Annotated in this window: 15 protein-coding genes; 1 reads left to right on the top strand and 14 read right to left on the bottom strand. The window is 50.3% G+C overall.

Annotated elements, in window-relative coordinates; genetic code table 11:
* Window positions 1–3 precede the first annotated feature (3 nt).
* From LSE01S_RS11180 to LSE01S_RS02570, 3 genes are all read right to left on the bottom strand, one after another.
* Window positions 4–681, bottom strand: a complete 678-nt coding sequence (locus tag LSE01S_RS11180; RefSeq protein WP_268872854.1) for a hypothetical protein — start codon at window positions 679–681, stop codon at window positions 4–6.
* A complete protein-coding gene (locus LSE01S_RS11175; protein ID WP_268872575.1) occupies window positions 641–1,516 on the bottom strand; it encodes a hypothetical protein in 876 nt (291 codons plus the stop codon). The genes LSE01S_RS11180 and LSE01S_RS11175 overlap by 41 nt, the downstream gene beginning before the upstream one ends.
* Before the next feature lie 248 nt (window positions 1,517–1,764).
* Window positions 1,765–2,010: a helix-turn-helix transcriptional regulator gene (locus tag LSE01S_RS02570; protein ID WP_061776064.1), complete on the bottom strand. Its 246-nt coding sequence runs from the start codon at window positions 2,008–2,010 to the stop codon at window positions 1,765–1,767.
* Between the two features lie 154 nt (window positions 2,011–2,164).
* On the opposite strand from LSE01S_RS02570, the gene LSE01S_RS02565 reads away from it, so the two are divergent.
* A complete protein-coding gene (locus tag LSE01S_RS02565) occupies window positions 2,165–2,533 on the top strand; it encodes a helix-turn-helix domain-containing protein (protein WP_061776063.1) in 369 nt (122 codons plus the stop codon).
* A gap of 154 nt (window positions 2,534–2,687) precedes the next feature.
* Here LSE01S_RS02565 and rlmD read toward each other — a convergent pair whose 3' ends face one another.
* From rlmD to LSE01S_RS02510, 11 genes are all read right to left on the bottom strand, one after another.
* Window positions 2,688–4,055 carry a 23S rRNA (uracil(1939)-C(5))-methyltransferase RlmD gene (gene rlmD, locus LSE01S_RS02560; protein ID WP_061776062.1) on the bottom strand — a complete coding sequence of 456 codons (1,368 nt, stop codon included), beginning with the start codon at window positions 4,053–4,055 and terminating at the stop codon, window positions 2,688–2,690.
* A 73-nt stretch (window positions 4,056–4,128) separates the two neighbouring features.
* Window positions 4,129–5,145: a diacylglycerol kinase gene (locus LSE01S_RS02555; protein WP_061776061.1), complete on the bottom strand. Its 1,017-nt coding sequence runs from the start codon at window positions 5,143–5,145 to the stop codon at window positions 4,129–4,131.
* Window positions 5,146–5,160: 15 nt separating this feature from the next.
* Window positions 5,161–6,582, bottom strand: a complete 1,422-nt coding sequence (gene gatB, locus LSE01S_RS02550) for an Asp-tRNA(Asn)/Glu-tRNA(Gln) amidotransferase subunit GatB (protein ID WP_061776060.1) — start codon at window positions 6,580–6,582, stop codon at window positions 5,161–5,163.
* The gene (gene gatA, locus LSE01S_RS02545; RefSeq protein WP_061776059.1) at window positions 6,582–8,051 is read right to left on the bottom strand and encodes an Asp-tRNA(Asn)/Glu-tRNA(Gln) amidotransferase subunit GatA; all 1,470 of its coding nucleotides are present in this window, start codon (window positions 8,049–8,051) and stop codon (window positions 6,582–6,584) included. The genes gatB and gatA overlap by 1 nt, the downstream gene beginning before the upstream one ends.
* Before the next feature lie 3 nt (window positions 8,052–8,054).
* The gene (gene gatC, locus LSE01S_RS02540) at window positions 8,055–8,363 is read right to left on the bottom strand and encodes an Asp-tRNA(Asn)/Glu-tRNA(Gln) amidotransferase subunit GatC (RefSeq protein ID WP_061776058.1); all 309 of its coding nucleotides are present in this window, start codon (window positions 8,361–8,363) and stop codon (window positions 8,055–8,057) included.
* 155 nt (window positions 8,364–8,518) lie between these two features.
* Window positions 8,519–9,664 carry a CamS family sex pheromone protein gene (locus LSE01S_RS02535; RefSeq protein ID WP_061776057.1) on the bottom strand — a complete coding sequence of 382 codons (1,146 nt, stop codon included), beginning with the start codon at window positions 9,662–9,664 and terminating at the stop codon, window positions 8,519–8,521.
* Between the two features lie 22 nt (window positions 9,665–9,686).
* On the bottom strand, window positions 9,687–11,717 hold the full coding sequence (gene ligA, locus LSE01S_RS02530; RefSeq protein ID WP_061776056.1) for an NAD-dependent DNA ligase LigA: 2,031 nt from the start codon (window positions 11,715–11,717) through the stop codon (window positions 9,687–9,689).
* 22 nt (window positions 11,718–11,739) lie between these two features.
* The gene (gene pcrA, locus LSE01S_RS02525) at window positions 11,740–13,992 is read right to left on the bottom strand and encodes a DNA helicase PcrA (RefSeq protein ID WP_156470450.1); all 2,253 of its coding nucleotides are present in this window, start codon (window positions 13,990–13,992) and stop codon (window positions 11,740–11,742) included.
* A gap of 145 nt (window positions 13,993–14,137) precedes the next feature.
* Window positions 14,138–15,280 (bottom strand): ATP-grasp domain-containing protein, encoded by a 1,143-nt coding sequence (locus tag LSE01S_RS02520; RefSeq protein WP_061776055.1) that lies wholly within the window; start codon window positions 15,278–15,280, stop codon window positions 14,138–14,140.
* Window positions 15,281–15,366: 86 nt separating this feature from the next.
* Window positions 15,367–15,942: a xanthine phosphoribosyltransferase gene (locus LSE01S_RS02515; RefSeq protein WP_061776054.1), complete on the bottom strand. Its 576-nt coding sequence runs from the start codon at window positions 15,940–15,942 to the stop codon at window positions 15,367–15,369.
* Between the two features lie 90 nt (window positions 15,943–16,032).
* Complete coding sequence (locus tag LSE01S_RS02510; RefSeq protein WP_061776053.1) at window positions 16,033–16,941, bottom strand: 1,4-dihydroxy-2-naphthoate polyprenyltransferase; 909 nt, start codon at window positions 16,939–16,941, stop codon at window positions 16,033–16,035.
* Between the last annotated feature and the right edge of the window lies 1 nt (window position 16,942).

Raw genomic sequence — 16,942 nt, 5'->3', positions numbered from 1 at the left:
GGTTTAACTTTGATGAACCACGAGTGGCGGTAGCTCGGGGAATAGTTCCCGTAGGCGTTGTTCTGGATGCCGTCCCCGCATTTCCTTATCTTGCAGGATTTGGGTAATCCCATCGTAGGTGAACATCAACAGATCTCCCTCACGCCCGTCACTAATTTCATAAAAACGGACACCGGCTTGAATTGCTGCCATGACAAACCGTTGCGTACGGTCATTTAACCTGGTCAGTCGGGGCAAGAGCGGCTTGGTGGTTCGCCGTTCATGAGTCCATGTGTTGGCCAGATCCGTCCCAAACGCCATCAGGCTCCCGTCCTTCATCTGGGCCACGAGCTTGGCCGCCGGCGTCAACTCCGGTTGAATCAACCGTTGTTCTAAATCATCAAGAACCGCGCCATCAACCGGATCCTCCAAGTGATGCAACATTTCTCGCATCTCCAAGAACAGCGACTGTCCTTCCGCCCGAAAAGCCGTTGGCTGATCAGGGGCCTCTAAGGCGACCAATTGGTTACGTTCTTGCGCAGTGGCTAAGTCGTTCGTCAAATCACGATTAGGTAGCGGCTTCGTCAATAGATAAGCTAAGAAGATTTTTAAGAAGCGAAGTCCTTGCTGGCTCACGCCGTCCGGGGCGAATGGCGAATTATCAAAATTTCTCAGTTCCAGATAGTGCACCCCACCCGTCAAGAAGTCTCGCTCGTTGACCTGTCCTCGTAAGCGGACGGGGCCATAGAACTCCTGTGTCGAAACAAAGGCCGTCGTCAACATTCCGTTGCAGATGCGTCAGATGGCTCGCCAATGACGCATAGGTTACCCGTTCTTGTGCCCGATTAACCCGTCCATAGGGACTGTTTAGGATGCTCCGAACGGGATGAGACAGCGGTTCTGGGATCAAATCGAAGAAGCCATCCTCGGCGATGGGGCTGGCCCCAAACAGATAGGTAACCAGCCACTGATACCGGACGTAATTCTGCGCTAACCGGAAGTACAGGGCATTCTTAAAGGCTACTAGCGAATGAAATTCCTCATTGTAGTGTAAATACAACCGATGAATCACCGGGTCAGGCAACCGAAAGTTAACATGGACCGCCGTTAAACACCCTCGCGTCACGCCATACTTTTCCATTAAGTAGGGCTTAATGGCCGCTTCAGACGACCAGCGATTATCCATCATAATCTGTTGCCGATCGGTATCAGAAAGCCGTGGCGGCATACTGAGAGGCCAAATACGGTCATCAGGTGCTAATGACCGGTACAGGACGGTTTGAAGCGTCGCCAAGTCATCTAAATTCTCCGTCACACTGGGCGTCGCATCCGTACTAATCACAAGTTGAGTATTGCTATAACGCGTTTGAAAGTAAGGATGTAGCGCTGGTGCTCCCAAAATCTCCGGATGGGGCTCACGGCTTAGCCGGCCATTCGCATTCACTCGGCGTTCTTCAACATTAAAACTCATTAAACTATGAAATAGTGGTGTTGCTAAATCTTCGTCATGAATAATCCCCAATAAGTTGTCTAACATCGCTAGGACCTCCCCCAAAGTCTTGAGTCACTTAAACTCACCCTAGATTTTACCCACTTCCCCACCGCCTGTCAGTTACCAAGACCGCTGTTCATTGAATTGACCCCGATTTTCTACCGATGGCTAGGCGCATGAACTTATTAACTGGCAGCATAGAAAAGAGTCCTGGGAAAAATTCCCAGGACCCTCGTAAATTAGTCTGTTTTATTAGCCGGACCAGCCCGGACCCCATTGATGCTCTACTTTACCTACTCTTCGGCCGCTCGCTGCCGCAGTAAACGAATAAACTCGTTTTTATTCCCAAAAAAGAGGTTATCTTTAGGAATTTGATAGAGCTGCGAAAGCCGTTCGATCGTTTGAAATCCTAAGTCAGAACTGTCTTTTTCCCAGGCAGCTAAGGTTTGATAATGAATGCCTAGCTGGGCAGCTGCCTCTTTTTGAGAATAGCCAGCATTGTGGCGAGCGGCGTCAAGTGTAATTTGAAGTCGATCCATGACGCACACCTCCTCATAGCACTTAAGTATCATAAACGAGTTTATTCGTTTTGTCAATAAAGCATTAAGGTGGTGTCCTTTCGTCCTATTTGCTTGTGTCCAATTGATTCGTTATAATGACGACATCCGGTATCTTTATGAAGGAGTGAGTGTGGTGCCCCGCCATGAATTATCCCCGTTTGAACGTAACATTCGTCGAATCATCGCCCAAGACCTTAAGATTGCTTGTCAGGGTATGACCCAAAATGACCTGGCGGTTCGGACTGGCATCCCCAATTCAACGTTGTCCGGTTATTTTGCCGAACGGTCAACCCCGAGTCCTGGCAATGTCCAAAGAATTGCCAACGCCTTGGGAATTCATAAATCTGACATTGATCCGCGCTTTGGTCATAGTGGCCTTGCTAACGACGCTTGTCTACAGGCCGCCTTCGGCCAACTCGACGAGCATCACCAGCTCGCCGTCATTCACTTTGCCGAACGTCAACTACAACAGCAACGGACTGACAATCCCCATCAACCTTAACCCTATAAAAAAGACGCGATGACCGAAGTCATCGCGTCTTTCTATTGACTGAACTCAAAGCGTTGGGTACAAAACGCTACCCCCACTCGTTAGGCAAACGTGCGTCCAATAGGAACCAGTTTTACCGCCCTTTGTTCCACTATTTTTTGATAACTTATTTCTTGACTAGGACCGTCACACTTTCAACGTGTGGCGTTTGGGGAAATTGGTCAACGGGTTGAACGGGGCCTTCAATTTCATAACCCAGTTCGTTGAACCGCGCCACGTCACGAACCAATGTGGAAGGATTACAACTGACGTAGACCACTTTCTTAGGCCCCATCTTCGTCGCACTTTCAATCAGACTATTAGCCAGACCCTTACGTGGTGGATCAACCACAATGACATCGGGCTTCACGCCAGCAGCCTGCCACGTTGCCATCTGATCTTCGGCCTTCCCCACTTCAAAGGTCACGTTGGTCAAATGATTCTTTTGTGCATTAACCTTGGCATCTTCGATGGTCTCCGGCACGATTTCAACCCCATAAACCTGGGCCGCATGCTTGGCCAAAGCTAAAGAAATGGTCCCAATCCCACAGTAAGCATCGATGACGGTTTCCTTGCCGGTTAATTCAGCCTTGTCGATCGCCATTTGGTAAAGCTTTTCGGTTTGTTGAGGGTTCACTTGGTAGAATGACCGAGCCGAAATAGCGAAGGTCAATCCTAACAGTTCATCCTCAATCGTTGGCTTGCCATAAAGCACCCGCGTCACGTTACCCATGATGACATTCGTCTTCTTAGCGTTAACGTTTAGGACGATGCTGGTAACTTCTGGCAGGGCCTTATGGATTTGGTCAACCAGTTGAGCCTGACTAGGAATCTTTTGTTGCCGGCTGATCAAGACAATCATCATCTCATGACTGTAGTATCCCCGCCGAACCATGACGTTTCGGATAACACCCTTGTCGTTGATCTCATCGTAGGCTGGAATTTCAAACTGTCGTAACAGATCCCGGACCTTCACGATAGCTGTATCAATGGCTGGGTCCTGGATATAGAAGTCCGTTAATGGAATTAATTCATGGCTGTGCTGCCGGTAGAAACCGGTCTCCAATTGTCCCTTAACCTGGCGAACAGGCACTTGGGCCTTATTCCGGTATTGGGTTGGGTTGGCCATCCCTAAGGTTGGCGCAACCGTGACGTTTTGATGCGCCTTGCTAAAGAGTTCTTCCAATTGATGTTGCTTGAACTTTAACTGAGCTGGGTAGGCCAAATGCTGCAGAGGGGCGATCCCGGTTTGCCGGTAGGTCTTGTCGATATCGACCACCCGGTCCGCGGACTCAACGGTCCACTTGGTAACCCGCGCAAAGCCGTAGTGCTTTTGGACCTTGGTCACTTGGATGGTGACCTCTTCACCGGGTAAGGCATTCTCAATAAACAGTGGGAAATCGTCCACCTTGGCCACACCTAATCCTTGATAGGTCAGGTCCATAATCTTAACGTCTAATTGCTCATTTTTTGCTACTGGTGCTTTAATTTTCATAATAACCTCAATTTCTGTGCTTAATGACAAAGGGATTTTGCTGTGAAAAGTCTAAGCAAAATCCCTCTCGTCCTTAATCTTCCGTTGGCTGATCCGCATCTTCAGGCAACTCTTCAACTTGCTTAACAAACTTTTGCTCGGCCTCCAAGAACTCAGCGGTTTCATTAGTTACCGCTGAGTCTGGGATGGCATCCAAGTTTGCAAACATTTCAATATGTTGCCGAAGGTTATGGAACTTCATTGGTGCGTCACCACCGTATTCCCCATCCAGGTTGATCATCATCCGGTCCTCAACGGGACGGGCAATGACCTTGCTGGTCTTCTTGTAGATGATATGGGGATCGTTGATGTGTTTCCCGCCGTTCAGGACCAGGCCCATCAGGCGTAAGATCTCAGGCATGCTAGCCGTCTTCACAATGATCATGGTAAATTTACCATCATCCAATGCGGCATCCGGCACAATTTGCTCGAACCCGCCAATCGAGTTGGTTAAGGCCAGTAGAAACATGGAGGCCTTCCCCCGAAAATGACCATCATCATAGGTCAAATCCATCTCAATCGGTTTAATCCGTGGCAAAATTTCAGCGCCCTTTAACAGGTAAGCCAGATAGCCAAAGATCGACTTCAAATTCGATGGCACATCGTAGGTCAACTCGGTTAGGAGCCCCCCACCTGCAATATTGATGAAGTAGGTGTTCCCCGCTTGACCAATATCCATCTTAATTGTTTGATTCTTCAAAACCACTTTGGCGGCCGCCAGTGGGTCTTCACGAGGAATATGCAACGCACGTGCATAGTCATTTGTGGTCCCAGCGGGAATAATCGCCATCATTGGTCGGTGCGGCAAACCAGCAATACCGTTAACCACTTGGTTAATGGTCCCATCGCCACCGGCCGCCACGATTAATTCGAACCCGGCCTTGGCCGCGCGAGTTGCCTCATCTTGGGCTGAGTTAGGCGCAGCAGTCGTGGCATAGGCGCTCGTTTCGTATCCCGCCTGTTCGAATACCGCTAATATATCAATTAGGTCCTTCTTCAATGCCTCCCGGCCAGAAGTTGGATTATAAATAACCCGTGCCCGTTTACGCATGTCGTTCCTCCAATGTTAGCCCTTCAGAGAAGCAATCAACAGTTGATTAACCACCGTTGGGTTTGCTTGACCATGGGTCTGCTTCATAATTTGTCCCACTAAGTAACCGACGGCCCGTTGCTTACCGTTGTTAAAGTCTTCAATCGATTGTGGATTGGCAGCCAAAACATCGTCGATAATTGGTTGCAGCTTGGCTGGGTCGGACAGTTGAACTAACCCATGGGCCTCGACATAGGCCTTAGGTTCCTCGCCATCGGTCAAGGCCTTGAAGACCTTCTTGGCCATCTTGGTTGAGATGGTCCCGTCGGAAATCAAGTTAATCATACCGGCCAGATGTTCTGGGGTTAACTTCGTGGCACTCAGATCCACTTGGTTATCGTTCAAGTAGGCGTTGACATCCCCTTGCAGGTAGTTTGAAGCGATCTTAGGATCGGCTTTTAACGCAACCGTGGCATCGAAGAAGTCAGACATTTCCTTGGTTTGAGTTAAGACCATGGCATCATAATCCGTCAGTCCCAGCTCGTTAACGTAACGGTCGCGACGCTTACCTGGCATTTCTGGCATGTTGGCGTCTAGCTCCTGAATCCAGTCATCACTGATGTTCAGTGCTGGCAGATCAGGCTCTGGGAAGTACCGATAATCATCGGCGCCTTCCTTAACCCGCATCAGAATCGTTTCACCAGTGGTTTCATCGAACCGACGCGTCTCTTGCCGAACACTGCCGCCGGACATCAGAACTTTTTGTTGCCGTTGTTCTTCATATTCCAGGCCGCGACGAACGTAGTTAAAGGAGTTCAGGTTCTTCAGTTCAGCCTTAGTCCCAAATTTCTTTTGACCAATCGGCCGAACGGAAATGTTGACATCGACCCGCATGGAACCTTCTTCCATCTTCACGTCGGAGATCCCAGTAAATTGAATCCGTTGCCGGAGCGCTTCCAAGTAAGCATAGGCTTCGGCAGGCGAAGCGATGTCAGGTTTCGACACGATTTCAATTAAAGCCGTGCCTTGGCGGTTCAAGTCCACGTATGAGTAATCCTTCTCATGGGTGTTCTTCCCGGCATCCTCTTCGATATGCATTTCTTCAATTCCGACTTTTTTCTTCACACCATCGACATCGATCTCAATCCAACCATCATGTCCAATCGGCCTATCTGCTTGTGTAATTTGGTAAGCCTTAGGATTATCTGGATAGAAGTAATTCTTCCGATCAAAGTGCGTATGCTGCTCAACCGTTGCGTGCAGCGCCAAAGCCGCGATAATTCCGTCGGCTACGACACCTTTGTTCGTGGTTGGTAAGACCCCTGGGTAACCCCAATCAATAACGTTGGTGTTCGCGTTAGGATCATCCCCAAATTCTACCGCAGAGGGACTAAAGATCTTTGAATGGGTCTTCAGCTCTACGTGGACTTCAAGTCCAATCGTCGTTTCAAAGTTCATTAGTTTTGGCCTCCTAACTTAGGTAATCGTGAATGGAAGTCCGTGTTCTGTTCAAAGGCATAACCGGCCTTGTACAGGGTACCTTCGTCAAATGGCCGTCCAATCAGTTGCATGCCAACTGGAAGATTGTTGCTAAAACCAGCAGGAACGGCCAGGCCTGGCAAACCAGCTAAGTTAACTGGAATTGTCAAGACGTCATTCATGTACATGGTAATCGGATCCATCAGTTCATCACCCAAGCCAAAGGCTGGCGTTGGGGCGACGGGACCCATGATGAAATCATGGTCCTTAAGAACCGCTTTAAAATCATTTAAGATAACGGTCCGGACTTTAGCAGCCTTCAAGAAGTAAGCATCGTAAAACCCAGCGGACAGCGAGAACGTCCCCAACATAATCCGGCGTTTAACTTCATCGCCGAAGCCTTCAGAACGGGACTTCACGTAGACGTCTTCCAGATTCTTCACGTCTTGCGCCCGGTAACCATACCGAATGCCATCGAACCGTTGTAGGTTGGAAGAAGCCTCAGATGAGGCAATGATGTAGTAAGCCGCGACCCCATATTGGTTATGTGGCAAGGAGACTTCATCCACCGTGGCGCCCAATTGACGGTAAGTATCGGCAGCGGCCAAGATTGCCTTGCGCACGTCATCGTCAACCCCTTCGGCCAAGAATTCTTTAGGTAAACCAATCCGCATGCCTTTAACGCTGGTCCCCTCGTTCAAGCCAGCGGCAAAATCAGGAACGGCCTTGTCTGAGCTGGTCAGATCATGCTTGTCATGCCCAGCAATGGCACTCAAAACCGTGGCATTATCCTTAATCGTCCGCGTTATTGGTCCAATTTGATCCAAGCTAGACCCAAAGGCAATTAAGCCCCAGCGGGAAACCCGGCCATACGTTGGCTTCATCCCCACAATCCCGTTAAATGAGGCCGGTTGGCGAATGGAGCCACCGGTATCGGAACCAAAAGCAACGGGAACTTGACCAGAAGCCACTGCGGCAGCAGAACCACCGGAGGAACCACCGGGCACCTTCGTTTGGTCCCAAGCATTTTTGGTCGTCTGGAACGCTGACGTTTCCGTCGAGCCCCCCATGGCAAACTCGTCCATGTTGGTCTTCCCAATGGTGATGGTCTTGGCTGCTGTCAGCTTTTCGACCACCGTCGCATCATAGACCGGCGTAAAGTTAGCCAAAATTTTGGAACTAGCGGTCGTCTTGAGCCCCTTGGTCACAATGTTATCTTTCACACCAATGGCAATCCCGGCCAATGGGTTGTCGGCCGCCACGCCGTCGGCATCGATGGCGTCGGCTTGTTTCAAAGCAGCGTCTTCGTTTAATGTCAGGAAGGCCCCAATCTTGGCGTCGGTTGCCTTAACATTGGCAAACGTCTCCTGGGTTAATTCCCGCACACTCATCTTTTTATTAACTAAATCATCATGGAGGCTAGCGAGATCTTTGTCAAAATAATTCATCGCTTAATCATCCTCGCTTTCATCAATGATGGCAGGCACCTTGATGTACCCACGCTCGGCGTCCGGTGCGTTGTCCAGGAGAGCCGCACTTTGGCCCCAGTCTTCGGCAACGTCTTCACGCATAACGTTCAGTTGGTCGGAGACGTTGGTCGTCGCCTCGACGCCCTCCGTATCAACCTCACTCAAGGTTTCAAACAACCCAATAATGTCATCTAATTGTGGCGTAAAGGCATCCAATTGAGTATCCGTAAATTCGAGCTTTGCTAATCCAGCAACGTGTTGAACTTGTTCTCGAGTAATTCGATCAGCCATCAATATCCTTCTTTCCGTATCATTCACTTCTCACCGTTCAACTCCCATTCTGGGAATAAAACATACAAGACCTATTTTACCATATATCCCCCGTACACCAAGGGATCTAACAAAAAAAACGGTGGCCTTCGAGAACGAAAACCACCGCCAGAATTTTAGTAACTGTTAAAGACGTGACTGCTAAATTTCTTTTCGCCACTGGCTCGTGACAGAAAACTTTGAACCCCGTCCGTTGAGGACACCGTAATATCAATTGGAACACTAGAAGGCAAGTACTTCTGAGCGGCCGTTTGCAGATATTGCGTAAAGTTAATAATTTCCGTCTGGCTGTAAAATTGCGTCGTAATGTTGACGTGCATCCCCGTCAGTGTCTTGCCATTATAGTGTGCTTGAGCGGTTACTCCACTCAGGTTCGGGAAGAAGTTTTCAACCTCACTCTTAAAGTTCGTGAAGGAACTCTCATCGTTACTATTAGGGCTGCTAGAACCACTTTCGATTGGAAAGACATAGTTCTTTTCATCCAGTGCCTTCCAACTCGACACACTGGTAGCCCCCGCTTTATTTTCGGAGTAAGACAGGAAGCTCCCACCAACCAAACTGTCGTTAGAGGCTTGCCGATAAACGGCAATGACGATTGGGACATTCTTTAACCCAGACTGCTTCCGTAACCGTTGAAGGACGGTGTTGGCCGCCTTCTTAGCATAGGCTTCACCCTCGGCCTTGGTAATCTTGGTCTCGAAGGTTGCCCCATATTGGGTCTTCTTGTAATAATCGACCGAGTTCACGGCAATTCCAATGGTCATCCCGCCGAGAGAGAGCTTATTGTTCTTTTGAATCATATAATCCTGCTCCTCAAGAGCCTGGATGTAAACGGGGTTCCGTTTCGTTGGGGCCGTTGAGCCATTATTAGCTGGATTCAAGCCGTCCGGATTGGACTTAGACTTACGGTCAAGCCAATTCTGCACCGTCGTGGTCTTCAGGTACTGTCCCTCTTGGAACACATACTTTTTGGTCGAGAAAACATTCTTGGAGACGCCTAACATGCCATTCTCAAAGCTCTTAACGTTGTAAGTATTGCCAGAATCTTGACTGTTTGTGACCCCACGTGACTTACTCGTTTGATAATGACCACTCTTAATAACACCTTCGTAGTCACCATCGGTGCTTTGCCCGGTCAACTGAGTCCCACTAGAATTCGTGGTCCCGGAGCCGGAAGACATGCTGGAACTATTTAAGTTCCCACATGCCGCTAAAAATAAGGGGACTGCGGCTAAGGCAATCCAGATTCGTAACCGTTTCACGACTTGTTTCCTCCTAAAGTCTTCATTTCGTTTCGTTCATAGCCGCTTGTAACTGCGTCTCATTCCAAATGGGAATATTCAGTGATTGGGCCTTGGTCAATTTACTTCCAGCCGCCTCACCCGCAATCAGGAGATCGGTTTTCTTCGACACACTACCCGTGACGGTTGCGCCATGCTCTTCCAACCAAGCCGTCGCTTCCGGGCGAGTTAATTCTTGAAGTTTCCCCGTCAAGACAACGCGTTGGCCCGTGAATTCACTCGGTTCCACACTAGCAGTTGCGCCACTGGTATAGGTGAGGTTAACCCCCACTTTCTCCAAGTCAGCCACCAACTGTTGAACGTGTTCATCGGCAAAATAGGTCACCACGCTGTCAGCAATGATCCCGCCAACCGTGTCGATCGCCGAAATTTCTTCGTTGCTAGCCGCCATCAAGTGTTGTAAATCACCAAAAGCTGCTGCCAACGAACGAGCGGCCTTGGCCCCTACGTGCCGAATCCCTAGACCGAATAACAAACGTTCTAATGAATTATTGCGACTATTATCAATGGCTGTCAAGAGGTTTTGGGCCGACTTCTCACCAAATTTATCTAAAGTTAACAATTGGTCCGCCGTCAGTCGGTACAGACTGGCCACATCGTCGACCAATTGTCGGTCGAACAACTGGGCCACGATCTGTGGCCCTAAGCCGGCAATGTTCATGGCATTTCGCGAGGCAAAGTGATTCATGCCCTCCGCTAGTTGCGCTGGACACCGGGGGTTGATGCAGCGTAGCGCCACTTCTTCGTCCAGATGAACCAGCTCAGCCCCACATGACGGACAGGTCGTGGGGATCGGATACGGTTGTGCATCCGCTGGTCGTTTCGTCGCAACAAACTGGGAAATTTCCGGAATGATGTCCCCCGCCTTGTGGAGCAAGACGGTATCTCCAATCCGAATATCCTTGGCTTGCAGGTAGTCGGGGTTGTGCAACGAAGCCCGGGCCACTGTGCTTCCTGCCAACGCCACCGGGGTCATCACGGCGGTCGGCGTCACAATTCCCGTGCGCCCGACCGTCCACTCGATATCCAAGACGGTTGTCTCCACTTCCTCAGGAGGAAACTTATAGGCAATTGCCCACCGAGGCACCTTAACTGTGGCACCTAGCTCCCGTTGCAAGGGAAGTGAATTGGCCTTGATTACAATCCCGTCAATGCCGTAGGCCAAGTCGGAACGTTGCCCCTGGTAATCATCGATGTAGGCCGCCACGTCTTGCATGTTGTGGGCAACGCGATAGGTCGGATTTGTGGTGAAACCGAGCCCTGCCAGCTCATCCAGCAAGCCACTTTGCGTTCGGGTCTCTAACGGCTCATAGTCGGCAATATTGTACATAAACGTCGCCAACTTTCGGTCTGCCGTCACCTGGGTATCCAGCTGGCGAAGACTGCCGGCAGCAGCGTTACGTGGATTGGCAAACGGTGCCTGACCGGCTGCTTCACGCCGCTCATTCAAGGCTAAGAAAGCCGCCTTGGGCATGTAGCATTCACCCCGCACCTCAATGGTAAGCGGTCGACTCAAAACCTTCGGAATCGAGTCGATTGTTTTCAGATTAGCCGTAATGTCTTCCCCAATTTGACCATTTCCACGCGTCGAGCCTTGGATAAAGATACCGTCCTCGTAACGTAATGAAACCGCTAGACCATCAATTTTCAATTCACAATTATAATCAAAATCTTCCTCAACGTTAGCCCGCAGACGTTCATCAAACTCCGTCAGTTCGTCGATCGAGAACACGTCCCCCAGGGATAACATGGGAATCGGGTGGGCCACTTTGGGAAGATCACCGCGGGAACTGCCACCAACATGTTGTGTTGGGGATTCCGGCGTAATGATCTCCGGGAAAGCCGCTTCCAAGGCCACTAGCCGGGCGTAAACCCGGTCATAGACGTCGTCTTCAACCGACGGTGTGTCGGCATCGTAGTATTGTTTGCCCCATTGAATTAACTGGGGACGTAGATCGGCCGCTTCATCCGCCGCAGCGGCGGCCGTTAAGGATTTAATGGGTTTTTCAGTCATTCATATTCCCTCCCACAAGAACCTATTCGACTCGTTTAATTGGCGCAAAGGCTGCCAACAACCGCTTGACCCCTTGTTCTGGGAAAGCGATATCTAACTCGGCGTCCTCACCGGTCCCGTTGACCTTAACAACGGTCCCCACGCCCCACTTCTTATGGCTGGCCTTATCGCCAACCGTCCAGCTGACAGAACCTGCACCGGTCCCCGTATTGGTGGTCACTCGACCGGTCTTACCTGAGTAAGGCTTGGCCACGGCACTAGCCGTTCGTCGGGCGAATGGCACGTCTCGACGGCCCGGTGTCAGGCCGGATTGATTTTCACTGTAATCGAGGTGCAACAACTCCGGTTCAATCTCGGTGACGAACCGGGACTCAGGATTATTTTGCCGCCGGCCATACAGCATCCGTGAATAGGCATTCGTCAGGTAAAGCTTTTCCTGAGCCCGGGTAATCCCCACATAGGCCAGGCGCCGTTCTTCTTCCAATTCGTCTTCTTCCAACATAGCCCGTGAAAGTGGAAAGATCCCCTCTTCAAGTCCCATCAGGAAGATCACTGGGAATTCCAGCCCCTTGGCGGCATGTAACGTCATTAAGGTCACCTCGGCAGGCTCTTCGTCCACATCATCCTGAGCGGAGACCAATGCCAAATCAGCGAGGAATTCGACTAGTCGGTCTTCGTCCTCATCGTGATCGGCATTATCCCAGTCCGTATCAAACTTTTGCGTTACGGACAGGAATTCTTCAATGTTTTCAACCCGCGTCTCGGCCTCTAGACTCTTGGAAGCCTTAAGCGTGGATAAATACCCAGTCTTGTCTAGCAAGGCCTCAGTAATGTCTGAGACGCTCATGGTCGGCGCATCCGTGGCCACACTCTGAATGGTCAGTCCAAACTTTTCCATGGCATTCCGAATCCGCGTGCCCAGGTTATTCGCTAGGCTAACATTCCGGGTCGCCTCGAGCTCCGACCAGCCGTTAAATTCCGCGAATTCACGGAGTTTTTCGACACTCGTTGTCCCAATTCCCCGCTTAGGTTCATTGATCACCCGTTCCAGACTCAATGAGTCGGCGGGATTAGCAACCAACGTCAGGTAGGCCAGCACATCGCGAATTTCTTTCCGGTCGTAGAATTTGTGACCGCCAACCATCGTGTACGGAATATTGGCCTTCACCAAAGTTTCTTCGATCACCCGGGATTGGGCATTGGTCCGGTACAGGACCGCAAAGTCACCGTAGCCGCGATGATGTTGTTCGCGTTCTTCTTGAATCTTGGCCACCACGTAATGGGCCTCATCATTTTCATTTTGGCCCCGGTAATAAGCAATTTTATCGCCATCCGGATTTTCCGTCCACAGGTCCTTTTTCTTCCGGTTCACGTTCTTTTGGATAACATCATTAGCGGCACGTAAGATCGTTTTGGTCGACCGATAATTCTGTTCCAATAAGGTCACGTGAGCATCTGGATAGTCGTGCTCAAAGTTTAAGATATTCTCCATATTGGCGCCACGCCAGCCGTAAATACTTTGATCCCCATCCCCCACGACACAGAGATTACCATGCTTCTTAGCCAGCATGTTGACCAGGGTATACTGGACATCGTTCGTATCTTGGTATTCATCGACATGAATATATTGAAACTTTTCTTGGTAATGATCTAAAACTGCTGGCTCTTGATTTAACAGTTTAATGGTCAGCATGATCAGGTCATCGAAGTCCATGGCTTGATTGGCTTGCAGCTCGCGCTGATAACTTTCATAAACTGTTGCGACCGTTTCTTCAAAGGGATTGCCGGCAGCTTCACGCATCATTGCTGGCGTTTGCAGCGCGTTCTTGGCATTCGAAATAGCCCCCAGGACGGCTCGGGGATCGAACTTTTTAGTATCTAAGTTTTGTTGTTGCAGCACCCGCTTAACCAAGGTTCGCTGCTCACCAGAGTCCGCAATGGTAAAGGCCCGCGTGTAACCAAGTTTGTCCGCGTCGCGTCGTAGAATCCGGACACACAGAGCATGGAACGTTGAAACCCAGACATCGCTACCATCTGGTCCCAGCAATTTGATGACTCGTTCCCGCATTTCCTTGGCCGCCTTATTGGTAAAGGTGATTGCCAAAATTCGCCATGGCATAACGCGTTCATGCTCGATCAGGTACGCTACCCGATGCGTTAACACCCGGGTCTTGCCACTACCGGCACCTGCCAAAACGAGCAGCGGCCCTTCCGTCTGTAAAACGGCCTCCGTTTGTTTATCATTCATACCTGTCAACAATTCTTCTCCTGCCACCGTGAACTCAATCCTCTCTGTCTTTAGTCTTGACCATTATAGCAAAAAAACATACGTTCTGCTGAGCCGTTCCGTCCAATTTTTGGGATACTTTTCATAAAAAAAGCGATTCTCGTTAGTCGAAAATCGCTCGCTGCCAGGGTTGCTATTCGGTATCGGTGGCTGGTGACCAGATACCGGTATCGTCTAACTGGTCCAATAATAATTTTGTGGTATGGCCCTGCACTGTGATATGACCCATCGCCGCATCATCGGGTTGCTTTCGCAAATGGTAAAAGGTAAAGTGCCAGTCCGACTTCAGCTGCCATTGTGTCCGGATAGCACTCAGTTGGGCCGTCGTAAACGTTGCGGAGACGGCCGGCGTCAGCAACTTGGGCTCAGCTAACGGCAAGCCTGCAATGGCCCGCAAGTGCTCATCAAACTCGTTAACCGTCGTGGCATCCGCAAAGATATAGCCTGTTTCACTGGGTGCCGGAACGATCTTTTTAACGTAAAGCGCTCCACTAGCCGTGAGGTAGAAGGACACCTCGAAAACCCCAACATAGTTGACATGCTTGGCAACTTCGCCTGCAATCCGCCGCATTTCACCCGCGACTGCATCGTCGACCTGGGCGGGAACCCAGGTCATCTGTGGCCGGTCATCGACCGATTGAACCTCCGTAATTGGAAAGGCCTGTTGGTCGCCAGCTTGGTCTCTGGCAACCAAGATTGAATACTCCCGTTCGTAGGCAATCTGTGACTCGAGGATGTACGTCCCCCAGTCCAACAGACCGGCGGCCTTGGCAATATCGGTCTGCGTCCGAATGACCAACTCGCGGCCATGGGACCACTCCTTTTGAATTGGCTTCAACACACAAGGATACCCAATGGAGTTAACGGATTGATAGACATCATCCAGGTTAATGATCGTGGCATACGGTGCAATGTTAACGTTTAGCTGTTCGAAGAAAGCCCGCTCTAACAGCCGATCTTGCATCATCTCAAGCATATCGCTTCCCTGTGGAACCTGCGTGTAGCTACCCAGGAAATTCACGACACTGGTGCTAACCTGTTCGGAGTCATAGACGACAGCTGAACAGCTTTCGGCGAAATGCTGCAACTTGTCACGATCCTTGTTGCTACCAACGGCCTTAAAGTCGGCCAATTGCAGAGCTTCACTGGTTTCGTCGGCACCATACGCGCCAACACGAAGCCCCATCTTCCGAGCCGTTGTCACTAACATTGCGGCGTTGGCACTGCTGCCAATCACGCCAATCGTATCTCCAGGATATAAGACTGTGTTCGCCAATTTGCTCCCTACTTTCTCACTTTTATAAAGTTACTTTATGATTAATTCTAAAGTTAAATAACCGTTTAGACAAGCGGTGGCGTCAACTAATCTTGTGAAAAGGCCACCTGGCCGTCTTCGAATGCGGCGATGCTGGCTAAGGCCACCAATGGCACGCCAGCGGCCTTTACCAATTCATGTCCCTTCTGGAACCGTTTCTCAATCACCACGCCAACTCCGGCAACGGGAATCTGCGCTGCGGTCGTAATGTCCAACAGGCCTTGCACAGCCTGACCATTCGCTAAAAAATCATCGATGATGAGTACCTTGTCGGTTGTCGATAGAAAACGACGATCGATAGAAATGTCGTTGGTCACGCGCTTGGTATACGAGTAAACCTTGGCCGTGTAAAGGTTGTCGGTTAAGGTTAGGCTCTTGTGCTTACGGGCAAAGATCACCGGAACCTTCAGGTGCAGCCCTGCCATCACAGCCGGGGCAATCCCGGACGATTCAACCGTTAAGATCTTGGTCACACCAACGTCCTCAAAGTACCGGGCAAACTCGGCCCCAAGTTCATCCATCAATTGGGGATCAATCTGATGATTTAGAAAATTATCAACCTTTAAAACATCTCCGGGTAATACCGTCCCGTCGCGACGAATTCGATCTTCCAATATTTTCATACTGTCATTGACCCTCCAGTTTGGTTTAAGTCTATTTTACCCGATTGATCCTTAAAAAAACAATGTGAACCCCCTGACATTTACCAATGCTTAAACGAACCACAGGCCAATGACCTCGGCGAGCACGGTCGTCAGGGCCAAGATTGCGAGATTCCTCACGGCAAGAATAAAGGTTTCGCGCTTCACCTGCCGTTGGAAGAAGCGATAAATGTTGCGGGATACGGGAACGATGCTGATTAGGGCCAGGAGGCTCCAAACCGGCAGATCGCCCCGCCACACACTCAGAATCAACATGACGTACCCGGCAATATAAAAACCGGCAAAGAGCCATAGCGCTCGTTGCTTGCCCAGATAGTAAACGATGGTTCGGCGTTCCAGTTGGCGATCCTCTGCTTCATCACAAATGTTATTGGCCAATAGCAAGGCCGCAATCGCCATCACGGCCACACCAGCCGCCAGGAACACGCGCCCCGCCAAGGCCCAAGTTAGGCCCCCTCGGTTATAAATATTTAAATACACAGTAATCAAGGTAATCATATAACCCATGGTGAGGCCGGCAAAAAACTCGCCGGTTGGTGTACTCGATAATGGTCGGGGCCCACCGGCGTACGCATAGCCAACCGCAAAGCAGAACAGCCCCATCACCAGAAGGGGCCACCCCGTCAACCAGACCAGTCCGAGTCCAATCAGTGCGGCCACACCGGCAAAGGTCACCATGAGGCCGCCAACCAAGCGCAGCGATAGGCCGTGCACCCCAATGATATTGGTCTTACGCTTCCAGTCCGCCGCCTGTGTTCCGGCCCGACGATAGTCTTGGAAGTTGTCGTTGATGTCCACCGCCATATTAAATAAAACCATGGCTAAGAAGAACCACCCCGATGTTACCCAGTTAACCCGGCCGAGGTTGGCCTGAACAAAGATCAGGCCCAATAAGAACGGCCAGATCGACGCGATCTTTGCCTTAATCTCCACCAGCTCCAAAAAGGTTTGCCATGTCATG

This window comes from Levilactobacillus senmaizukei DSM 21775 = NBRC 103853 (assembly GCF_001592085.1).
Classification (GTDB): Bacteria; Bacillota; Bacilli; order Lactobacillales; family Lactobacillaceae; genus Levilactobacillus; species Levilactobacillus senmaizukei.
The sequence above is the reverse complement of the archived record's forward strand: the minus strand, read 5'-3'. Positions and strand labels throughout refer to the sequence as shown.

Bases quoted from the DNA above. Each gene is read 5' to 3' on its own strand.
- LSE01S_RS11175 (WP_268872575.1), bottom strand. From the start codon at position 1,516: ATGTTAGACAACTTATTGGGGATTATTCATGACGAAGATTTAGCAACA.
- LSE01S_RS02570 (WP_061776064.1), bottom strand. From the start codon at position 2,010: ATGGATCGACTTCAAATTACACTTGACGCCGCTCGCCACAATGCTGGC.
- rlmD (WP_061776062.1), bottom strand. From the start codon at position 4,055: ATGAAAATTAAAGCACCAGTAGCAAAAAATGAGCAATTAGACGTTAAG.
- LSE01S_RS02555 (WP_061776061.1), bottom strand. From the start codon at position 5,145: ATGCGTAAACGGGCACGGGTTATTTATAATCCAACTTCTGGCCGGGAG.
- gatB (WP_061776060.1), bottom strand. From the start codon at position 6,582: ATGAACTTTGAAACGACGATTGGACTTGAAGTCCACGTAGAGCTGAAG.
- gatA (WP_061776059.1), bottom strand. From the start codon at position 8,051: ATGAATTATTTTGACAAAGATCTCGCTAGCCTCCATGATGATTTAGTT.
- gatC (WP_061776058.1), bottom strand. From the start codon at position 8,363: ATGGCTGATCGAATTACTCGAGAACAAGTTCAACACGTTGCTGGATTA.
- ligA (WP_061776056.1), bottom strand. From the start codon at position 11,717: ATGACTGAAAAACCCATTAAATCCTTAACGGCCGCCGCTGCGGCGGAT.
- LSE01S_RS02515 (WP_061776054.1), bottom strand. From the start codon at position 15,942: ATGAAAATATTGGAAGATCGAATTCGTCGCGACGGGACGGTATTACCC.
- LSE01S_RS02510 (WP_061776053.1), bottom strand. From the start codon at position 16,941: ATGACATGGCAAACCTTTTTGGAGCTGGTGGAGATTAAGGCAAAGATC.